Origin of the sequence: Rhizobium tumorigenes (assembly GCF_003240565.2) — a bacterium.
Lineage (GTDB): Bacteria > Pseudomonadota > Alphaproteobacteria > Rhizobiales > Rhizobiaceae > Rhizobium > Rhizobium tumorigenes.
This window is the reverse complement of record NZ_CP117255.1, coordinates 2,924,153-2,944,219: the sequence shown is the minus strand read 5'-3', so window position 1 is coordinate 2,944,219 and position 20,067 is coordinate 2,924,153. Positions and strand designations below refer to the sequence as shown.

The following is a 20,067-nucleotide window of genomic DNA, read 5'->3' as shown; positions in this document are numbered from 1 at the left end:
GCCGTGGGGATCTGTGGCGGTCGCTAACGGAAAGCCCTTCATGTCGCTTATCTCGTCTGCGGATCGCTTCGCTGCATTCCGCCATGTTTCCTACACGCGTTTCTTCTTTGCCCGTTTTCTTGTTTCCTTCGCCGCGCAGATCATCAGCGTCTCCGTCGGATGGCAGATGTACGACCAGACCGGCAGTGCCATCTACCTGGGCCTCATCGGCCTCGTGCAGTTCCTGCCGTCGCTGCTTCTGACGCTGGTCACCGGTTCGGTTGCGGATCGCTACAGCCGCCGCCACATCGTGGCAATCTGCACGCTGGTCGGTGCGCTCTGTGCCGTGGCGCTGTGGGTGATGACGTCTACGGGATCATTCGCGCCGTTGCCGGTCTTCGGCATTCTCACCATCATGGGGATCGAACGCGCTTTCCTGGGGCCAGCCACCCAGTCGCTGGCGCCTAATCTCGTTCCGCCCGAAGACCTGTCGAATGCCGTCGCCTGGAATTCGTCCTCGTGGCAGACTGCCGCAATCGTCGGTCCCGTTGCGGGCGGTCTGCTCTATGGGCTCGGGCCAAGCTTTGCCTATGCGGTGGCCGCGGTGTTTTCAATTCTCGGAGCCATCCTGATCCAGATGATTGCCAAGCCCGCCCAGCGGAGCACCGGCATGGCAACCAACTGGAGCACAATCCTTGCCGGATACCGCTTCATATGGTCTGAGAGGGTCGTCCTCGGTGCTATCTCTCTCGACCTCTTCGCGGTGCTGCTCGGCGGCGCCGTGGCGCTGATGCCTATTTTTGCCCGCGATATCCTGACACTCGGGCCTTGGGGGCTCGGGTTGCTGCGGGCTGCACCGGGTGTCGGGGCTATCGTCACGGCGGTACTGCTGGCGACCTATCCGCTGCGCCATCGGGCGGGCGTGTACATGTTTGCCGGAGTGGCGATGTTTGGTGTGGGTACGCTGATTTTTGGCCTGTCCAGCACGCCATGGCTGTCGATCGTCGCCCTGATGATCATGGGTGCTTCAGACATGATCTCGGTCTATGTGCGCGAAACCCTGATTGCCTTGTGGACCCCCGACCATGTTCGCGGCCGGGTCAACGCGGTCAACATGGTCTTTGTCGGTGCGTCGAACGAGCTCGGCGAATTCCGCGCGGGGACGATGGCCTCCGTATTCGGGGCGGTGCCGGCAGTCGTGATCGGCGGTGTCGGCACCCTGGCAGTCGCGATCATCTGGGCCATAGGCTTTCCGCAGCTGCGCAAGATCGACACGCTGGATGCCCCGGATGAAAAAGGGTCAGCCTGATCGGTTCAGGCCGCGACCGCGACCTGCGTCTCGAAGACGATATCGAGAAACTCCGACAACCACTGCCTGAGCGCACCGTCGAAAAGCATGCGGCCTTCAAGATGATCTCGACCCTGCTGGGCGTTGGGCAGTGCGAAGCGATGGGCACCGTGGACGACCCAGCGCTGCATCATGACGCGGGTCAGTTCGGCGTGAAACTGCAAGCCCCAGGCGTTGTCGCCATAGCGGAATGCCTGGTTGGGGTAGGTATCGCCCTTTGCCAAAAGCTCCGCTCCAGCGGGAAGATCGAAGCCTTCGCTGTGGAAGTGGTAGACCATCGGCGGCCAGCGCATCAGCTGACGGCCGCGCTCGGTCGGATGCAGCGGATACCAGCCGATTTCGGCCTTTTCATCCGGTCGGGCCTGCACCTTGCCGCCCAGCTGGCGCACCAGCATTTGGGCACCGAGGCAGATACCGAGGAATGGGCGGTTCTCCCGCAGCGGGACATCCAGCCAGTTGATTTCCGAGCGCACGAAGGGATCGGTGTCGTTGGCACTCATCGGTCCACCGAAGACGACTGCGCCGCCGTGGGCTTCAAGGGTTTCCGGCAGGGGATCGCCAAGGACGGGACGGCGAATATCCAGGTCGTAACCCTTCTGCAGCAGCATCTGCCCGACGCGTCCGGCGCTGGAGCGCTCCTGGTGCAACACGATCAGGATCGGCCGGCGGTGGCAGCTGTTGGCCGCCTCAATCCGCATCGTCGGCCTCCACGGCGAGGCCCGGCACCCGTGCTGCTGCCTCCTGCCGCTTCATGATGCGCTCGCGACCGGAAACGCCCAGCAACTCGGCAATGCGCCAGATGGCATCGTCTTCCATCTCGCTGCGCTCGCCATCGGCATAGACGATATCCCAGAGGATGCCGATCAGTTCGATGCGCTGGTCGCTGTCGAGATGGCGCTTGAGATCCGAGGTAAAGCGAAAATAGTCGACTGCCTCGTTCTCGGCCTCGGTGCCTGCCGCGATCAGCGCGTCCAGCTCACGGCCGTCGAGGCCGTACTGGTCCTTGAGCAACCGTCGCAGCGCCTTCTTCTCGCTGGCCTCCACCTTGCCATCGGCTTCCATCACCTGGATGCAGAGCGCCGCCACCGAGATCCGGGGATCGTCGGGCGCAAGGCCGGTTTTCGAAGTATCTGTCGTCAGACTTTGAAAGAATTCCTGGAAGCGTTCAAACATGCGGTTTCATTCTTAAAAAAGCTTCAGCCGGGTCTTGGGTTCCGGATCTGCCTTTGTGGTGCGGACACCCGGATCGTCCGGAGCGCCGCCGAAGAATGGGCGGTGCTCCGGCTTTTTCGGGCTTTCGGGTTTTGTCACGGTGACCAGTGCCGTCGATGGCTGCGTTCTGGCAGGCATGGGCCTGGCGGGCGTGGGGCTCGCGGGCAACGGACCTGCTGTCGAGGGCTTGGCGGCTTCAGGTCGTTGCTGGACAGGTTGTGCGGATACTGGAGCAGCGGCCGGACGCAGATCTGCCAGTGGCGGCAGGTTGCGGAGCGCTGTCTCGAACGAAGCGACGGTGCCTTCCTCGACTGGGCCTTCAAGCTGGCTGAAAGGCGACCGCCATTCGAATGCATCGAGCTTGCCCGAAATGGGAGAGACCGGGAGCCAGTTGTCGGACACGAAACCATCGGCCATCCAGGCCGGGTCGCGCGGTGCGCGCAAGGCCTGGGCGAGCCAATGGCGGGTGCGCCCCTGGTCGCGTGTCTCGGCGTCCTCGATATCGGCAAGCAACATGAAGGCGCCCTCGCGGGGCTCCATGCGCGCGGCTGCTTCCGCCTTGCTGCGGGCGACGGCAAAATTGCCGGCATCGAGTGCTGCCTGCGCCGTGATCAGCAATGCCTCTGCATTATTGGGCCGCAGTGCTTCCAGCTTCTCGGCGCGTTTCAGGCGGTCCAGCACGCTGTCGCCGCTGCGGGCGCGAACGTAGGCGCGGCCGATTTCAGGATGGGGAGAAACCTTCCAGGCATCCTCCAGCACTGCAGCGGCCTTGCGGATCTTGTCTTCGCGAAACAGCGCCTTGGCGGCAATCAGGGCGGCTGGCACGAGATTGTCGGAAAGCCTCAGGGCGGCCAGCGCGTCGTCGCGTGCACCGGTGGGGTTGGCGTCGAGCCGGTCGGTGGCGCGTGCCGTCAGAAGCACGGCGCGCAGACGGTTTGCCTCGTCCTTGCCGATGACCCTTGCGACCTTCTGCTGGTCGAGAAGACGGATAGCGTCGTCCCAGCGGCCGGCGCGGCTGCGATATTCGAGCGTCGCCTGCGCCGCCCAAGGCAGGTAGGGTGCCTTGTCGGCCGCCTGTTCTGCATATTGCCGGGCAGCCTCGTCGGCACCGAGGCGCTTGGCTTCGAGATAGAGGCCACGGAGGCCCAGCTCGCGGGTCTCCGGATCTTTGGCCATCAGCTCGAACTTGGCGCGCGCCTCGTCGTGGTTGCCTTCGATCAGCGCTGCCTGCGCTTCCAGAAGACTGATCAGCGGTTCCTGGTCGGCGCGGATCAGGCCACGCGAACGAGCAGCCATCTTGCGGGCCAGCAGCGCATTGCCGGCGCCGGCAGCAATCAGCCCGGTCGACAATGCCTGATAGCCGCGGTCACGCTTGCGGGCGCGAAAGTAGCGGCTGACGGAATGGGGCGAGGTCCAGATCATCCGCAGCAGCGACCAGACGATCATGACAGCGGCGACGATGGCGATCAGAAGGCTGGCGGCGACAATCAGCTTGGTCTGGTAGAGCTCGCCGCCCCACATCAGCGACAGGTCGCCCGGACGATCGGCCAGCCAGGAGAAGCCGTAGCCGAGTGCAAGGATCAGGACGATAAAGACAAGCAGTCTGACGATCATGTTCTTACCTCAGCTCTGCTTGCCGGCGCCGGCAATCGCCTTCGAAAGGGTTTCACCGACGAGATCCTCGACCTTGATCCTGGCTTCGATCGACTGTTTGAACGCCGCCGATGCCATCTTGCCGGTTTCCGGGAGACTGTTCCACTCGCTGACGGCGCCCGGCAGGTCGCCGTTGCGGATCTTGTCCTCGAAGCGGGCGGCGATGGCGTCGACGCCGTCGCCCTTGATATTGCCGACGGGGCGAACGGTCACAAGCGACTTGGCGCTTTCCATCAGGCGGTCGCTCCAGCCCTGGTTTTCAGCCGGCTTTTCTGCCGCCCCGATAATCGCGGTTGCGACATCGGGAACCTGGCGGATCAGTTCCGCGCGCGATGGCACACCGGTTTCGGCAAACTTGCCCAGGGTTTCCACTGTCGGGTCGTTGGGAGAGACGCCGGCAAAGGTATCGAGTTCGGCGCGGAAAGGCCCGCCGCGATCGATCGCCGCCTTGAGCCCGGCAGCAGCGATTGCCTGGGCAACGGCCACATCCTTGCCCGGGTCGTTCAGTTTCTTTTCAGCGTCGTCCAGCCGCTTGCTGATGTCGGCGCCGGTCGTGGCCTGCGTCTGCGAGGTCTGCGTCAGGCTGGCTTTCAGCTGGTCGACTTCAGAGGTCAGATCGGAAATTTTCTGGGCGGAGGCGGTATCCACGGCGCTGGGTGATGCGCCGTTGGCGGTCGCTGCCTGCGGGTTGTTCTTGATGACTGCCTCTAGCGCGCCGATGCGTGCTTCCAGCGCGGTATCCGGCGTTGCTGCGGGAGAGGTGGCCAGATTGGCGACGCTCTGCTTCAGCCCGTCGATCTCAGAGTCCAGCGACGTGAATTGCTGCTTATCGTTTCCGGAAGCGGCGGGCAGGACGCCTGCATATTGCAGCGCTCCGGCACCGATCAGCGCGATCAGGCCGCCGACGATACCGGCTGCAATGAGGCCCGTGGTGCTGTTTACAGGCGCCGTGGCTGTCGGGGCCGGTGGCTCTGTCGGCGTTGTTCCGGCGGGCTCGTATGCCGGTTCCGGCTCGGGCTGCGGCTTGATGTCCACTGGGTCCGTGGCGGAGGTGCCGATTTCGTCCTTGTGACTTTCGACCTCGGCTTCGCGGCGGTCAGCCGCATTGGCTTCCAGATCGATCGTTACGGGCTCTTCGTCGGGCTTCGTATGATGCGGCGGATTACCGGGGATCATGGCGTCCTCATGTGATGCACTGCGAAGAAGGTAGACAGTGAAGCGGTTTATGGAAAGAGCTTAGATCAATTTAGCGCTCGGATCGGGATCGAGAAGGCCGAGCATGCTGTCTTCCTCCGGGATTTCCGCTATTTCGACCGCTGAGCGCAACGGGTAGGGGACGATTGTGGCAATCGTCGCGCTCATGCATAGAAGCCGCGTCTTTTTCAGCTGCTCGAGATGCCTGGATACTAAAGCGAGGCCAAAAAACCGTCTGGCGGTGTGGCTGGAATAGAAGAGTACCGCATCGACGGGAATGTCGCTGAAAAGGCTCTGCAGCAATGTTTCAGGCGGTTCTACCTGCTCCATGCGGTAGCATTCGATGCAGTCGAACGGGACGCCGTGCAGGGAAAGCCGCTTTTCGAAGCCTGACGCACGGGGGAAACCCGCGAGATAAGTCAGCGGACGATCACCCAACAAGAATTTCTGGCTGGCAACTAGATCGGCGAGTTCGACGCCATCGCCTTGGGAATGGTGGACAGTATTGAAACCGGCTGCGACGGCCTTATCGGCGGTTGCCCTGCCGACGGCAAAGAGCGGGCGGCCGAGATGTGCGGAGAGCGCCGGGCCGATGGCCTGCAAAGCACGGAGCGCCTCTGCGCTGGTGACGGCAATGGCGCCGGTCGAGTTGTCCAGTGCCGCCGATGCCGCCGTGGGATCGTGGACTGGTGCCGTCAGCGGAAGAAGGAGCGCCTCATGGCCGCGTGCTTCGAGCTTTTTCGCGGTGCGCTCGCCCGATGCTGCGGGACGGGTGACGAGCACGCGCATCTGTCAGCTCCAGCTGTTGAAAAAGGTCGGGCCGGCCTTGTCGCGTACCGCCTCGCCGGCAGCAGCGCCAAGGGCTTCGGCATCCGAGCGCCGGCCTTCGACGGTTATGTTGTGCTCGATGCGACCGTCCGGGGTAAGGATCATGCCGAAAAAGCGCAAATTATCGCCTTCGCAGGTGGCGTAGCCGGCAATCGGCGTGCGGCAGGAGCCGTCGAGCGTCGCGAGAAAGCCGCGCTCACAGGAGACGGTGTCGAAGGTGGGAATGTCGTTGATCGGCGCCAGCAGCGTATTGGTGCGGACGTCGCCCACACGGCTTTCGATGGCAATTGCGCCCTGTGCCGGGGCTGGCGGAAAGGCGTCTGGGTCGAGTATCTCGGTGAGCACGTCAAACTTGCCCAGTCGCTTCAGCCCGGCCACAGCCAGAAGCGTGGCATCGGCCTGGCCTTCGCGCAACTTGCGCAACCGGGTATCGACTGCGCCGCGAAAGACGATGACGTTGATATCCGGCCGCATGCGTCGGATCAGCGCCTGTCGGCGAAGCGATGCAGAGCCGACCGTTGCGCCATGTGGCAATTCCAGCAGGCTCGGCGCCGTGCGGCCGATCACGGCGTCCCTGATATCTTCGCGCGGCAGGAAGGCAGAGAGATAAAGGCCCTCCGGTAGCTTGGTGGACATGTCTTTTGCGGAATGTACGGCAAAGTCCAGGTCTTCGGTCAAAAGCCGCAGTTCGAGTTCCTGGGTGAACAGCCCCTTGCCGCCGATTTCAGCGAGCGAGCGGTCGGTAATGCGGTCGCCCATCGTCGTCATGACGACGATCTCGAACATTTCCGAGGGCAGGCCATGGGCAGCAATCAGCCGGTCTCGCGCCTCGTGGGCCTGGGCCAGCGCCAGCGGACTACCGCGCGTGCCGATCCGGAAAGGTTTCGTTTGCATCCGTATTGATCCGTTGTTACCGACAGTTCTCGTAAACAGGTTTCGCCAGCACCGCAATCCGACGTTCAGGTTCCATGACGCCCTTTCTCCGCATTCTCGGCATCGAAACAAGCTGTGACGAAACCGCCGCTGCCGTTGTCGAACGCCGGTCGGACGGGCAGTGCTCTGTGTTGTCGGACGTCGTTCTCAGCCAGATGGAGGAACACAGTGCCTATGGCGGCGTGGTCCCCGAAATCGCGGCTCGCGCCCATGTCGAGGCGCTTGATACGCTCATCGAAGAAGCTTTGAAACGCGCCAATGTGTCGCTTGCCGACGTCGATGCGATTGCCGCGACGTCAGGTCCAGGGTTGATCGGTGGTCTTCTGGTCGGGCTGATGACGGCGAAGGCGATGGCGCGTGCCTCGGGCAAGCCGCTCTATGCCATCAACCACCTCGAAGGCCACGCGTTGACCGCGCGACTGACTGATGGGCTGGCCTTTCCCTACCTGATGCTGCTGGTCTCCGGCGGCCACACGCAATTGATCCTGGTGCGCGGCGTCGGCGTCTACGAGCGTTGGGGCACGACCATCGACGATGCGCTCGGCGAAGCCTTCGACAAGACGGCCAAGCTGCTGGGCCTGCCCTATCCCGGCGGTCCGGCGGTGGAAAAGGCGGCAAAGACCGGCAATGCCGACCGGTTCGTTTTCCCCAGGCCGCTGGTAGGTGAAGTGCGGCTCGATTTTTCATTCTCCGGTCTGAAGACCGCCGTGCGGCAGGCTGCAATGGAAATCGCGCCGCTTTCGGATCGGGATATCGCCGACATCTGTGCCTCTTTCCAGAAGGCCATTTCACGGACGCTGAAGGATCGCATCGGGCGCGGGCTGCAACGCTTCAAGACCGAGTTTCCGCAATTGTCGGATCGCCCGGCGCTGGTCGTAGCCGGCGGTGTCGCCGCCAATCTCGAATTGCGCCGGACCTTGCAGGAGCTATGCGACCAGCAGGGCTTCCGCTTCATCGCCCCGCCGCTGCATCTTTGCACCGACAATGCCGTGATGATCGCCTGGGCCGGCCTCGAGCGGATGGCGACTGGTCAGCCTGCAGACGATCTCTCGGTCGCGCCGCGCTCGCGCTGGCCGCTGGACGCCAATGCTGCGGCGCTGATCGGCCATGGCCGGCGGGGCGCGAAATCATGAGTGGGACGGAGCGCATCGCCGTCATCGGCGCCGGCGCCTTCGGAACGGCGCTGGCCTCCGTCATTGCCCAGGCCGGGCGCAACGAGGTGGTGCTCGTCGGCCGCGATGCGGCGCTGATGGCCAGACTTGCCGCCGAGCGCCGGCACGAAGCGGCTTTGCCCGGTATTGCGCTTCCCGATGGGCTCAACTTTTCCGCCGAGCCGGATGCGGTCTCCCATGCCGATATAATCCTTTTCGCCATGCCGTCGCAGGCACAAGCGGATGCAGCCCGGCAGTATGGACAATACCTCTCGAAGGATGCCGTCGTCGTCACCTGTGCCAAGGGGATCGACCGGGTCTCCGGTTCGTTGCTGACGCAGATGCTGGAACGCGAATTGCCGCATCACGCCATCGCAGTGCTATCAGGTCCCGGCTTTGCCGCCGATATTGCCAAGGGGCTGCCGACGGCAATGGCTGTCGCCGCCGGGGACATGGCTGATGCCGAACGGTTGGCGCAGGCGATTTCGGGGCGGACGTTCAGGCTCTATGCTTCCGACGACCGGATCGGCGTGCAATTGGGCGGCGCGCTGAAGAACGTGCTGGCGATTGCCTGTGGCATCGTCGAAGGCCGTGGCATCGGCGATTCAGCCCGCGCCGCGCTGATCAGCAGGGGGCTGGCCGAGATGTCGCGCTTCGTCGGCGCGCAGGGCGGGCAGGCGGAGACGGTGCGTGGCCTCTCCGGCCTCGGCGATCTCGTCTTGACTGCGACCAGCCACCAGTCGCGCAACCTGCGCTTCGGCATCGCGCTTGGTCGCGGCGAGCTTCGGGATCCGGCGCAAGGGGCGCTGGTCGAAGGAGCGCTTGCCGCTTCCGTCGCGGTGCGGCTTGCCGCCGAACTCGGCATCTCCATGCCGATCACCGAAGCGGTCGCGGCCATTATTGATGGCACGCTCGATATTTCCGACGCCATCGAGCAGTTGATGACGCGGCCGATCACCACCGAATAGATCTGACCACAAAACAGGAGCAAACCTATGCTTTTCGCTTTTCTCTGCAAGGACAAACCCGACCATCTGCACGTCCGCATAGACACCCGCCCGGCCCATGTCGAGCATCTGAACAAGCTGAATGACGAGGGCACTCTAAAGATGGCCGGTCCGTTTCTCGGACCGGATGAAAAGCCCTGCGGCAGCCTGGTGATCGTCGAAGCGGCGTCGCTCACCGATGCGCAGGCGCTGGCCGATGCCGACCCCTATGCCAAGGCCGGCCTGTTCGAGAGCGTCGAGGTCAAGCCGTTCAACTGGGTATTCAACAAGCCGGAGGCGTGATCGTGGCTCACTGGCTGTTCAAATCCGAACCGAAGACCTGGGGCTGGCAGGCGCAGAAGGATGCGGGCGAGGCCGGCACCGAATGGACCGGCGTGCGCAACTATCTGGCGCGCAACCACATGCGGGCGATGAAGATCGGCGACAAGGGCTTTTTCTACCACTCGAACGAAGGGCTTGAGATCGTCGGTATCATAGAGGTCTGCGCCTTGTCGCATCCGGATTCCAGCGCCAAGGGCGATCCGAAGTGGGATTGCGTCGACATCCGCGCCGTCTGCGATATGCCGGAGCCGGTGACGCTGAAGGATGTCAAGGCGAGCGAGAAGCTGGCGAAAATGTCGCTGGTGACCTCTATGCGGCTGTCCGTGCAACCGGTCACCGACGAGGAATATCTGGAGGTCTGCCGGATGGGCGGCCTCGACAATCCGCCCCGCTGAGCCGCGAGTGAAGACCGAGCCGGAAGCGTTTATCCGCGCCAACACCGATGTGATGGCGCCGCCGCATGTGCCTCAGATCCGGCTGCATCTGGCGAGCGAAGCCCATGACCTCTGGCTGAAGACCGAAGAGGAACTGCAGGAGATCGGCCTACCGCCGCCGTTCTGGGCTTTCGCCTGGGCGGGAGGTCAGGGCCTGGCGCGTTTCGTACTCGATAACCCCGATGTCGTCGCCGGCAAGCGTGTGGTGGATTTTGCCAGTGGATCGGGGCTGGTGGCCATTGCCGCCGCACATGCGGGTGCTGCAAAGGTGCTGGCGGTGGATATCGATCCCTGGGCGGAAACGGCAGTGCGGCTGAATGCTGCTGAAAATCGCGTCGATATCGGTTTTTCCGGCAATGATATCGTCGGCCTTCCCCTCGACGCGGACGTGCTGCTCGCTGGCGACGTGTTCTACGATCGCGAATTTGCAGACCGGCTCGTCCCCTGGCTATCGGCACTGACCTCCCGGGGCATCGTCGTTCTCGTCGGCGATCCCGGGCGAGCCTACCTGCCGAAAGCGGGCCTTGCATTCCAGGCGACCTATCAAGTGCCGGTGACGCGCGCGCTCGAGGACAGTGACATCAAGAAGACGACCGTGTGGCGGTTCTGCGCAGACTGACGATCAGGGCCTGATGACGCAGACGCCGTTTTCATAGGCGCAGCCATTGCGCGTCCGGGCAACATCGATGATCTTTGCGCGGGGGGCCATGACAGGGGCGCTCGACCCGGTGTAGCCGCCGTCGCCATAGCCGGTGATGTAGGTGCCGCCATTTGCATGGTAGACATCGACCGAGCCTGCGTAATTGCTGATGAAATCATAGTCCGGCTGACGGCTCTCGATGACGGCGATGCCACCGCCACGCCGCGTCGAAAAATCCCGGGACGCCAGCATCCGCAAATGGTTTCCACGCATGTGCCCGTTGGTAAATTGCCGCTCGGGCGCATCGCTGCGATAACCGTTGTCATCGAAACGGCTGCGCCCCTCGCGAGGGCGGCGGTCGTGGGCGTAAAAGCGGTGTCCGCCACTCTCGCGGTCCCGAAAGCCAGGGGCGTGCGCTCGCTGATGAAAAATGGTCCGGCCCTGGCTGTGGTAGTCGTTTGCCAGAACAGGCAACGTGAGGGTTCCGCACAGTGCTGCAGCAGCAAAGATCGTACCGATTCGCGAGAAAACACCAGGCATACCGGCCTCCGGACAAATAATCGTTAACAAAAAGTTAAGGAAGAGTGCCGGAAATGGAAGACCAAGTCCACGCCGCGGGCAACAAACCGGGCCGGATGGTTAACTCGCAACAGTGTAATACGGCGAAATCGGCGTGTGGATGACGTCAATCGATTAAATTTTCCGAGGATAGCAATAGTGCTTGTCGGCAGGCATTTCGGTGATTAAACCACGCGATTGATGCAACGCACATAGGACTTTGTCACTGGTGTGTTGCCCGGGCTTGCCCACATTGGAAGCGCATCGTAACGCCGCGAGGTCTAGATGGCGAACGTCACACAAAATCGGCCAATATCGCCGCATCTGCAAATCTACAAACCAATTCCAACCATGATCATGTCGATCGTACACCGCATCACCGGTATTGCGCTCTACGTCGGCACCCTCTTGGTCGTATGGTGGCTTGTCGCTGCGGCGTCGGGCCAGTTCTATTTCGACTGGGCCAACTGGTTCCTCGGGACGATCATCGGTCGCCTCATCCTGCTGGGCTATACGTGGGCCTTGCTGCACCACATGCTGGGTGGCTTCCGCCATTTCATGTGGGATCTCGGCTACGGGTTCGAAAAACATTTCTCCACGAAGCTCGCTATCGCAAACCTGATAGGTTCGCTCTGTCTTACCGCCGTCGTCTGGGCCGTCGGCCTGGCGATGCGCTTCTGAGGGTTCTGGTCATGGATATGCGCACCCCTCTCAGCCGCGTTCGCGGTCTTGGTTCGGCCAAGGACGGCACCGAGCATTTCTGGCGCCAGCGGCTGACTGCCGTCGCCAACGTGCCGCTGTTCATGTTCTTCGTCATTTTCCTGATGATCTACGCCGGCGCGCCTTACGCCGTTGTCGTGCATGCACTTTCGAACCCGTTCGTGGCCGTCGTCATGGCGCTTATGGTGATCTCCGGCGTTGTTCACATGCGTCTCGGAATGCAAGTGGTCATCGAGGACTATGTCCATGGCGAAGTCGGCAAGATCGTCTTGCTGATGCTCAACACGTTCTTTTCGATCGTCGTCGCTGGGCTATGTCTCTTCGCCATTCTGAAAATCGCGTTCGTAGGATAATTGCATCATGGCATCGACCTCATCCAATCAGAATGGTCCCAGCCAGAATGGGAAAGACTACAAGTATGTCGATCACGCCTATGACGTGATTGTTGTCGGTGCCGGCGGCGCGGGTCTCCGCGCCACGCTCGGCATGGCCGAACAGGGTTTCAAGACCGCCTGCATCACCAAGGTTTTTCCGACCCGTTCGCACACGGTCGCTGCACAGGGCGGTATCGCCGCGTCACTGCGCAACATGACGCCGGACAGCTGGCAATGGCATCTCTACGACACCGTCAAGGGCTCTGACTGGCTCGGCGACGTCGATGCCATGCAGTACCTGACCATGGAAGCGCCGAAGGCGGTCTATGAGCTCGAGCATTACGGCGTTCCCTTCTCGCGCAATGAGGAAGGCAAGATCTACCAGCGGCCGTTCGGCGGCCATATGCAGAATTACGGCGAAGGCCCGCCGGTGCAGCGCACCTGTGCTGCCGCCGACCGTACCGGCCACGCCATCCTGCACACGCTTTACGGACAGTCGCTGAAGCACAACGCCGAGTTCTTCATCGAATACTTCGCCCTCGACCTGATCATGTCGGAAGACGGCAGCAAGTGCATCGGCGTCGTAGCCTGGTGCCTCGATGATGGAACCATCCATCGCTTCTCCGCCAAGATGGTGGTGCTGGCGACTGGCGGCTATGGCCGCGCCTATTTCTCGGCAACCTCGGCCCATACCTGCACCGGCGACGGCGGTGGCATGGTCGCACGTGCCGGCCTGCCGCTTCAGGACATGGAGTTCGTGCAGTTCCATCCGACCGGCATCTATGGTGCGGGTTGCCTCATTACCGAAGGCGCGCGCGGCGAAGGCGGCTATCTCGTCAATTCGGAGGGAGAGCGCTTCATGGAGCGCTATGCTCCATCAGCCAAGGACCTTGCGTCGCGCGACGTCGTCTCGCGCTGCATGACGCTGGAAATCCGCGAGGGTCGTGGCGTCGGCAAGAACAAGGACCACATCTACCTGCATCTCGACCATCTCGATCCGGCTGTTCTCAACGAACGCCTGCCCGGCATCTCGGAATCGGCGAAGATCTTTGCCGGCGTCGACGTGACGCGCGAGCCGATCCCGGTCCTGCCGACGGTGCACTACAACATGGGCGGCATCCCGACGAATTACTGGGGCGAAGTGTTGAATGCGGACGGCGAAAATCCGGAACGCATCCTTCCGGGCCTGATGGCGGTCGGCGAAGCCGGCTGCGCATCGGTGCATGGCGCCAATCGCCTTGGCTCCAATTCGCTGATCGACCTCGTCGTCTTCGGACGTGCTGCTGCCATCCGGGCCGCCGAAGTGATCGATCGCGCTGCGCCGATCCCTCAGCTCAACGTCGCTGCCTGCGAAAAGATCATGGATCGCTTCGACAAGCTGCGGTTTTCGAACGGCAATACGCCGACATCTGTGCTGCGCGAAAAGATGCAGCATGCCATGCAGGACGACGCTGCCGTGTTCCGTACGCAGGAATCGCTGGCCTCGGGCTGCGAGCGGATGTCGGCGATCTGGATGGAGCTTTCCGACGTAAAGGTCACCGACCGTTCGCTGATATGGAACTCGGACCTCGTCGAGACGCTCGAACTGCACAACCTGATGGCCAACGCGATCACCACGATCTATGGCGCGGAAGCCCGCAAGGAAAGCCGCGGTAGCCACGCCCGGGAAGACTTCACCGACGGTCCCTTCGGCGGCCGCGACGACGTCAACTGGCGCAAGCACACGCTCTCCTGGGTCAACGACGCCGGCAAAGTGAAACTCGACTACCGTCCGGTTCACACCGAGCTGATCGCCGAAGGCATGGATCCGCAAAAGATCGAGCCGAAGGCGCGTGTGTATTGATGAGGGTTATGGCAAGATAGGCGCAGGATATCGCCGGAGGCACTGTCATGGGTGAAATGCGGATCAGGATCGAGGATCGTCTTCTGAACAAGCTGGAGAGCTTGGCACAGTTGAATAATCGATCGGTCGAAGATCAGGCTAGCGCATTGCTTCGACATGCGCTCGAAGATCAACAGGCGTCAGAACCCTTCTCTTCGATTGCAAAGCGGATTGCCGCGATGACCCCCAAAGGCATCCAGCAGCCTGACAGCTTGGCGATGTTAAAAGAGGATCGCAGTCGTTGATCTTCGTTGTCGACGCTTCCGTGGCTATAAAATGGTTTGTCGACGAAAGCCATCACGACGAAGCGGTGGCGATCTCCAACGAAAGCAATCGGCTGGTGGCACCCGATCTTGTTTTTGCCGAAGTTTCGAATGTGATGAGGCGCAAAGCAAGGGGTGGATACATCTCCCATGAGCAGGCGGCGGTGTCGGTGAAAAACCTGGCGGCCGCGTTCAAGGAGATCGTTCCGTCCTCACAACTCATCAACGTAGCATTTGAGTATGCGGCCCGTCTGGACCACTCGATCTACGATGTTCTTTACCTGGCTTGTGCACTTCGTACGCCAGGAAGTCTGCTAGTGACGGCAGACGAAAAATTCAGGGCCAAAGCTGTCGCGGCAGGCGTTGGTGAAATCGTTTTGAGTCTGGAAGAGGCCTACGGGCGCTTACTGCTGGAACAGGAAAATAAGCATGGTTGAACTCGCTCTCCCCAAGAACTCCCAGATGCGCGAAGGCAAGGTCTGGCCTAAGCCGCAGGGTGCGACGAACACGCGCGAACTGCGGATCTATCGCTGGAGCCCGGACGATGGTCACAACCCGAGCATCGATACCTTCTACATCGATGTCGACGACTGCGGGCCGATGGTGCTGGACGCGCTGCTCTACATCAAGAACAACATCGACCCGACGCTGACGCTGCGCCGCTCCTGTCGCGAGGGGATCTGCGGGTCCTGCGCGATGAACATCGACGGCACCAATACGCTCGCCTGCACCAAGGGGCTGGACGAGGTGAAGGGTACCGTCAAGGTCTACCCGCTGCCGCACCTTCCGGTGGTGAAAGACCTGGTTCCTGACCTGACGAACTTCTACGCGCAGCATCGCTCGATCGAGCCCTGGCTGAAGACCGTATCGCCGGAGCCTGCGAAGGAATGGAAGCAGAGCCATGACGACCGCCAGAAGCTGGACGGTCTCTACGAGTGCATCCTCTGTGCCTGCTGCTCGGCCTCCTGTCCGAGCTACTGGTGGAACGGCGACCGATATCTCGGTCCGGCCGTCCTGCTGCAGGCTTATCGCTGGCTGATCGATTCGCGCGATGAGGCGACTGGCGAGCGGCTCGACAATCTGGAAGATCCATTCCGGCTTTACCGCTGCCACACGATCATGAATTGTGCCCAGACTTGCCCGAAGGGCCTGAACCCGGCCAAGGCGATTGCCGAGATCAAGAAGATGATGGTCGAGCGGCGCGTCTAGCTGCTTGCTCTCATTATATGCACTATCGAGCCGCCCTCATGTCGATCTGAGGGCGTCTTTCGTTCGGACGTCTGGAAAAATGCGCCAAATTTGTCCCACGACAGAGGCAAGGGCAACGGCCCGCGACAATTTCTCCTTGTGCTCACTTGATTCATCAATGCCTTTCACGATAATTCCGCCGTGATTGCGCGCCAACGTCGGGGCAGGCTGGGCTATTTCAGGAGTTTCCTAATGCGATTCAAATATGCTGCGACGGCTGCAGTTATCGGCGTGGCGCTGGCGGGTTGCCAGCGGACGGGTTACAACAACGATTATGGCTCCGCTTCTCCAGCCTATTCCCCACCGCCGATCCAGGCTGCTCCCGTTGGGCAGGTCCAGTCCAGCCAGCTTCCTTCCCCGACCGGTACCGGCTCGCAGTTTCCAGCACCTCCGTCGGCAAATCCGGGTAATGGCGCGCCGCAGCAGAATGCAGCGATTGCTGCGTCTGGCCTCGATGTCACCAAGGAATCGATGGTCGGCAGCTGGAAAGTAGGCAACGGCGGCACGAGCTGCGACATGTTCCTGACACTGACCAATCTCGGCAGCGGATCGCGCGGCGGTACACGCGGCTGCGTCGGCGAACTGACGACGATGGGATCCTGGGAAGTGGCCGGCAAGCAGGTCGTGCTGAAGGACCGTAGCGGCAACCAGCTGGGTTCGGTTTACAAGACGGCCGACTCGCGTTTCACCGGCACCACGGCCTCTGGCCAGCCGATCACGCTTAGCCGCTAGGTCTGCGGCCCACCGGCCATCTTTCGACGCGCGAGGCGGATTTTTCCATGCAGCCTATGCCTGACTACTCGATCAGCGTCAGCGAAAAGTTGAAATCGCTGACGGCTTCCGGTTCGCTGCAGGTGGATGCAGCGCAGATGGATGTCGCGAAACATCTCGACCGGGTGCTGGCCGCTCTCAAGCAGCGGCGGCCGGCTGCGAAGGCCAGTGCGCTCGGATGGCTGTTTGCGGCGCGCAAGAAGCCCGAGTCTATCCGTGGCCTCTACATTCACGGCAGCGTCGGGCGCGGCAAGACGATGCTGATGGACATGTTCTTCGCCATGGCGCCGTCCAAGAAGAAGCGGCGGGCGCACTTCCACGAGTTCATGGCCGACGTCCACAACCGTATCGCGGCCCATCGGCTGAAGATCAAGAATGGCGACACGAAGCTTTCCGATCCTGTTCCGCCTGTCGCGGCCGATCTGTTTGCCGAGGCGGAGCTGTTGTGCTTCGACGAATTCAGCGTCACCGATATCGCCGATGCGATGATCCTGTCGCGTCTGTTTTCAGAACTGTTCTCGCTTGGCTGCGTTCTTGTCACCACGTCCAACGTCGAGCCGGATAACCTTTACCGCGAGGGCCTCAACCGCTCGCTGTTCACGCCGTTCATCACACTTCTGAAGACCTATGTCGACGTGGTGACGCTGGACTCGCCGACCGATTACCGCATGGAAAAGGACGACAGCCAGCCTGTCTACCTGACGCCACTGAACGCCGAGACCGACAAGGCGATGGATGCAGCCTGGGCGCGGGCGCTTCACGGACGCGCGGCACAGCCAGTCGAGATCCAGAGAAAGGGCCGGACCGTCCATGTGCCGGCTGCCGTCGACAGGCTGGCGCGGTTTTCATTCGCCGATCTCTGCGAGGCCCCCCTTGGGGCCGGAGATTTTCTCGCGATTGCAGCGCGTTTCGACACGATATTCATCGATCGCATTCCGGAGCTTGGACCGGAAAAGCGCAATCAGACCAAGCGTTTCATCATTCTCATCGACACGCTTTACGATCACGCCATCCATGTGACGATCTCCGCAACGGCGATGCCGGAAGCACTTCTCGTGCAACGGCGTGGCACCGAGGGCCTCGAATTCGACCGGACAGCCTCACGGCTTTTCGAGATGAGAAGTGCGGAGTATCTCGCCCAGATTCGAACTAAGTCAGCGGCCGAGTAACGATATGGTGACAAAAACTCTTACGTTTACGTAAGAGTTTTTATATCTAACCGATTGAATTTTAACGTCACAAAATAATCAATTGCCATTTTAGCCCTTTGGGTCTAAGCGATTGGCGGCCGTGGTCGATGCTTCAAAGTGTCGCGCCATCGTTTTCGATCGCAAAGGATATCCCGAAATGGCGCGTAACAAAATCGCACTCATTGGTTCTGGCATGATTGGTGGCACGCTGGCGCATCTCGCCGGCTTGAAGGAGTTGGGCGATATCGTCCTCTTCGACATCGCGGACGGCATTCCACAAGGCAAAGGCCTTGATATTTCCCAGTCTTCGCCGGTCGAAGGCTTTGACGTCAACCTCACCGGCGCCAGCGACTACTCGGCGATCGAAGGTGCTGATGTCTGCATCGTCACCGCCGGTGTCGCTCGCAAGCCCGGCATGAGCCGCGACGATCTGCTCGGCATCAACCTCAAGGTGATGGAGCAGGTAGGCGCCGGCATCAAGAAGTATGCCCCGAACGCTTTCGTCATCTGCATCACCAACCCGCTTGACGCAATGGTCTGGGCCCTGCAGAAGTTTTCCGGCCTGCCGGCCAACAAGGTCGTCGGCATGGCTGGCGTCCTCGATTCGTCGCGCTTCCGCCTCTTCCTCGCCAAGGAATTCAACGTGTCCGTCCAGGACGTCACGGCCTTCGTGCTCGGTGGCCACGGCGACACGATGGTGCCGCTGGCGCGCTATTCGACAGTTGGCGGCATTCCGCTGACGGACCTCGTCACGATGGGCTGGGTCACCAAGGAGCGCCTCGAGGAAATCATCCAGCGCACCCGCGATGGCGGCGCCGAAATCGTCGGGCTGCTGAAGACCGGTTCGGCTTATTACGCTCCGGCTGCCTCTGCCATCGAAATGGCGGAGTCCTACCTCAAGGACAAGAAGCGCGTGCTGCCTTGCGCCGCGTATCTTTCCGGCCAGTACGGCGTCAACGACATGTATGTCGGCGTGCCGACTGTCATCGGTGCCGGCGGCATCGAGCGGATCATCGAGATCGACATGAACAAGGCTGAAAAAGAAGCCTTCGACAAGTCGGTCGCTGCCGTGGCCGGTCTCTGCGAAGCCTGCATCAACATCGCGCCTTCGCTAAAATAAGTTTGGCGCTGAAATAAGCGTCGCGTTCCAATAGGGATAGATCCATGAATATTCATGAATATCAGGCCAAGGCTCTGCTGAAGAGCTTTGGTGCACCGGTTGCCGAAGGTGTTGCCATCTTCAACGCATCCGAAGCCGAGGCAGCCGTCAAGCAGCTTCCGGGTCCGCTTTATGTCGTCAAGAGCCAGATCCATGCCGGCGGTCGCGGCAAGGGCAAGTTCAAGGAACTGCCGCCGGAAGCCAAGGGCGGCGTTCGTCTCGCCAAGTCGCTCGAGGAAGTCCAGGCCTTCGTCAAGGACATGCTCGGCAACACGCTGGTGACGGCCCAGACCGGTGAAGCCGGCAAGCAAGTGAACCGCCTCTACATCGAAGACGGCGCCGATATCGACCGCGAGCTTTATCTCTCGATCCTGGTCGACCGCGCCGTTGGCCAGGTCTCCTTCGTCGTTTCGACCGAAGGCGGCATGGACATCGAAACCGTCGCCCACGACACGCCGGAAAAGATCATCAACGTTGCCATCGATCCAACGACGGGCGTCACGGCCGCAGACGTTGCCAAGCTCAGCGACGCGCTGAAGCTTGACGGCGAAGCCCGCCAGGATGCTGAAAAGCTGTTTCCGATCCTCTACAAGGCCTTCGTCGAAACCGACATGGCCCTGCTCGAGGTCAACCCGCTGATCGTCATGACCAATGGCCGCCTGCGTGTCCTCGATGCCAAGGTATCGTTCGACGGTAATGCGCTGTTCCGTCATGAAGATATCGTTGCGCTTCGCGACACCAGCGAGGAAGACGAGAAGGAAATCGCCGCTTCCAAGTACGATCTGGCCTACGTTGCCCTCGACGGCAACATCGGCTGCATGGTCAATGGTGCCGGTCTCGCCATGGCCACCATGGACATCATCAAGTTGTATGGCGCCGAGCCTGCCAACTTCCTCGACGTCGGCGGTGGCGCGACGAAGGAAAAGGTTACGGCAGCCTTCAAGATCATCACGGCCGATCCTGCCGTGAAGGGCATCCTGGTCAACATCTTCGGCGGCATCATGAAGTGCGATGTCATTGCCGAAGGCGTTCTGGCTGCCGTCAAGGAAGTCGGCCTGCAGGTGCCGCTCGTTGTTCGCCTCGAAGGCACCAACGTCGCGCTCGGCAAGAAGATCATCAACGAATCCGGTCTCAATGTCATTTCCGCAGACGACCTGGACGATGCCGCCCAGAAGATCGTCTCAGCTGTGAAGGCGCTATAA

General features: G+C 61.5%; 23 protein-coding genes. 16 read left to right on the top strand and 7 right to left on the bottom strand.

Annotated elements, in window-relative coordinates:
- The first annotated feature begins 40 nt into the window (after positions 1–40).
- Entirely contained in the window at positions 41–1,288 is a 1,248-nt protein-coding gene (locus PR017_RS14425; protein WP_111219722.1) for an MFS transporter, read from the top strand.
- Between the two features lie 5 nt (positions 1,289–1,293).
- On the opposite strand, the gene PR017_RS14420 is transcribed toward PR017_RS14425, so the two are convergent.
- Genes PR017_RS14420 through hemC form a run of 6 tightly spaced genes read right to left on the bottom strand, consistent with a single transcriptional unit; the run spans position 1,294 to position 7,108 of the window.
- Positions 1,294–2,025, bottom strand: a complete 732-nt coding sequence (locus PR017_RS14420) for a glutamine amidotransferase (protein WP_111219724.1) — start codon at positions 2,023–2,025, stop codon at positions 1,294–1,296.
- On the bottom strand, positions 2,015–2,500 hold the full coding sequence (locus PR017_RS14415; protein WP_111219726.1) for a tellurite resistance TerB family protein: 486 nt from the start codon (positions 2,498–2,500) through the stop codon (positions 2,015–2,017). The genes PR017_RS14420 and PR017_RS14415 overlap by 11 nt, the downstream gene beginning before the upstream one ends.
- A 12-nt stretch (positions 2,501–2,512) precedes the next feature.
- On the bottom strand, positions 2,513–4,153 hold the full coding sequence (locus tag PR017_RS14410; RefSeq protein WP_111219728.1) for a heme biosynthesis protein HemY: 1,641 nt from the start codon (positions 4,151–4,153) through the stop codon (positions 2,513–2,515).
- 9 nt (positions 4,154–4,162) lie between these two features.
- Complete coding sequence (locus PR017_RS14405) at positions 4,163–5,368, bottom strand: COG4223 family protein (protein ID WP_111219730.1); 1,206 nt, start codon at positions 5,366–5,368, stop codon at positions 4,163–4,165.
- A 60-nt stretch (positions 5,369–5,428) separates the two neighbouring features.
- Entirely contained in the window at positions 5,429–6,175 is a 747-nt protein-coding gene (locus tag PR017_RS14400; protein ID WP_111219732.1) for a uroporphyrinogen-III synthase, read from the bottom strand.
- Positions 6,176–6,178: 3 nt separating this feature from the next.
- Complete coding sequence (hemC, locus tag PR017_RS14395) at positions 6,179–7,108, bottom strand: hydroxymethylbilane synthase (RefSeq protein ID WP_111219734.1); 930 nt, start codon at positions 7,106–7,108, stop codon at positions 6,179–6,181.
- A gap of 74 nt (positions 7,109–7,182) precedes the next feature.
- On the opposite strand from hemC, the gene tsaD reads away from it, so the two are divergent.
- Genes tsaD through PR017_RS14370 form a run of 5 tightly spaced genes read left to right on the top strand, consistent with a single transcriptional unit; the run spans position 7,183 to position 10,679 of the window.
- Entirely contained in the window at positions 7,183–8,280 is a 1,098-nt protein-coding gene (gene tsaD / locus PR017_RS14390) for a tRNA (adenosine(37)-N6)-threonylcarbamoyltransferase complex transferase subunit TsaD (RefSeq protein ID WP_111219736.1), read from the top strand.
- Positions 8,277–9,266, top strand: a complete 990-nt coding sequence (locus tag PR017_RS14385) for an NAD(P)H-dependent glycerol-3-phosphate dehydrogenase (RefSeq protein WP_111219738.1) — start codon at positions 8,277–8,279, stop codon at positions 9,264–9,266. The genes tsaD and PR017_RS14385 overlap by 4 nt, the downstream gene beginning before the upstream one ends.
- Positions 9,267–9,293: 27 nt before the next feature.
- Positions 9,294–9,587, top strand: a complete 294-nt coding sequence (locus tag PR017_RS14380) for a YciI-like protein (protein WP_111219740.1) — start codon at positions 9,294–9,296, stop codon at positions 9,585–9,587.
- A 2-nt stretch (positions 9,588–9,589) separates the two neighbouring features.
- Complete coding sequence (locus PR017_RS14375) at positions 9,590–10,021, top strand: EVE domain-containing protein (protein WP_111219742.1); 432 nt, start codon at positions 9,590–9,592, stop codon at positions 10,019–10,021.
- Between the two features lie 7 nt (positions 10,022–10,028).
- Positions 10,029–10,679 carry a class I SAM-dependent methyltransferase gene (locus PR017_RS14370; RefSeq protein WP_111219744.1) on the top strand — a complete coding sequence of 217 codons (651 nt, stop codon included), beginning with the start codon at positions 10,029–10,031 and terminating at the stop codon, positions 10,677–10,679.
- 3 nt (positions 10,680–10,682) lie between these two features.
- On the opposite strand, the gene PR017_RS14365 is transcribed toward PR017_RS14370, so the two are convergent.
- Positions 10,683–11,240, bottom strand: coding sequence for a hypothetical protein (locus tag PR017_RS14365; RefSeq protein WP_111219746.1), 558 nt, complete (start codon positions 11,238–11,240; stop codon positions 10,683–10,685).
- Positions 11,241–11,543: 303 nt separating this feature from the next.
- On the opposite strand from PR017_RS14365, the gene sdhC reads away from it, so the two are divergent.
- From sdhC to sucC, 10 genes are all read left to right on the top strand, one after another.
- Entirely contained in the window at positions 11,544–11,939 is a 396-nt protein-coding gene (gene sdhC, locus PR017_RS14360; protein WP_111219748.1) for a succinate dehydrogenase, cytochrome b556 subunit, read from the top strand.
- Between the two features lie 11 nt (positions 11,940–11,950).
- Positions 11,951–12,331: a succinate dehydrogenase, hydrophobic membrane anchor protein gene (gene sdhD, locus PR017_RS14355; RefSeq protein ID WP_111219750.1), complete on the top strand. Its 381-nt coding sequence runs from the start codon at positions 11,951–11,953 to the stop codon at positions 12,329–12,331.
- 7 nt (positions 12,332–12,338) lie between these two features.
- The gene (sdhA, locus tag PR017_RS14350) at positions 12,339–14,195 is read left to right on the top strand and encodes a succinate dehydrogenase flavoprotein subunit (RefSeq protein ID WP_111219752.1); all 1,857 of its coding nucleotides are present in this window, start codon (positions 12,339–12,341) and stop codon (positions 14,193–14,195) included.
- 47 nt (positions 14,196–14,242) lie between these two features.
- A complete protein-coding gene (locus PR017_RS14345) occupies positions 14,243–14,479 on the top strand; it encodes a hypothetical protein (RefSeq protein ID WP_111219754.1) in 237 nt (78 codons plus the stop codon).
- Positions 14,476–14,934, top strand: a complete 459-nt coding sequence (locus PR017_RS14340) for a type II toxin-antitoxin system VapC family toxin (protein ID WP_111219756.1) — start codon at positions 14,476–14,478, stop codon at positions 14,932–14,934. The genes PR017_RS14345 and PR017_RS14340 overlap by 4 nt, the downstream gene beginning before the upstream one ends.
- Complete coding sequence (locus tag PR017_RS14335) at positions 14,927–15,706, top strand: succinate dehydrogenase iron-sulfur subunit (protein ID WP_111219758.1); 780 nt, start codon at positions 14,927–14,929, stop codon at positions 15,704–15,706. The genes PR017_RS14340 and PR017_RS14335 overlap by 8 nt, the downstream gene beginning before the upstream one ends.
- Positions 15,707–15,937: 231 nt before the next feature.
- Complete coding sequence (locus tag PR017_RS14330; protein WP_111219760.1) at positions 15,938–16,477, top strand: protease inhibitor Inh/omp19 family protein; 540 nt, start codon at positions 15,938–15,940, stop codon at positions 16,475–16,477.
- A gap of 47 nt (positions 16,478–16,524) precedes the next feature.
- Complete coding sequence (gene zapE, locus PR017_RS14325) at positions 16,525–17,685, top strand: cell division protein ZapE (RefSeq protein ID WP_111219762.1); 1,161 nt, start codon at positions 16,525–16,527, stop codon at positions 17,683–17,685.
- Positions 17,686–17,863: 178 nt separating this feature from the next.
- Entirely contained in the window at positions 17,864–18,826 is a 963-nt protein-coding gene (gene mdh, locus PR017_RS14320) for a malate dehydrogenase (protein ID WP_111220029.1), read from the top strand.
- A gap of 44 nt (positions 18,827–18,870) precedes the next feature.
- On the top strand, positions 18,871–20,067 hold the full coding sequence (sucC, locus tag PR017_RS14315) for an ADP-forming succinate--CoA ligase subunit beta (protein WP_111219764.1): 1,197 nt from the start codon (positions 18,871–18,873) through the stop codon (positions 20,065–20,067).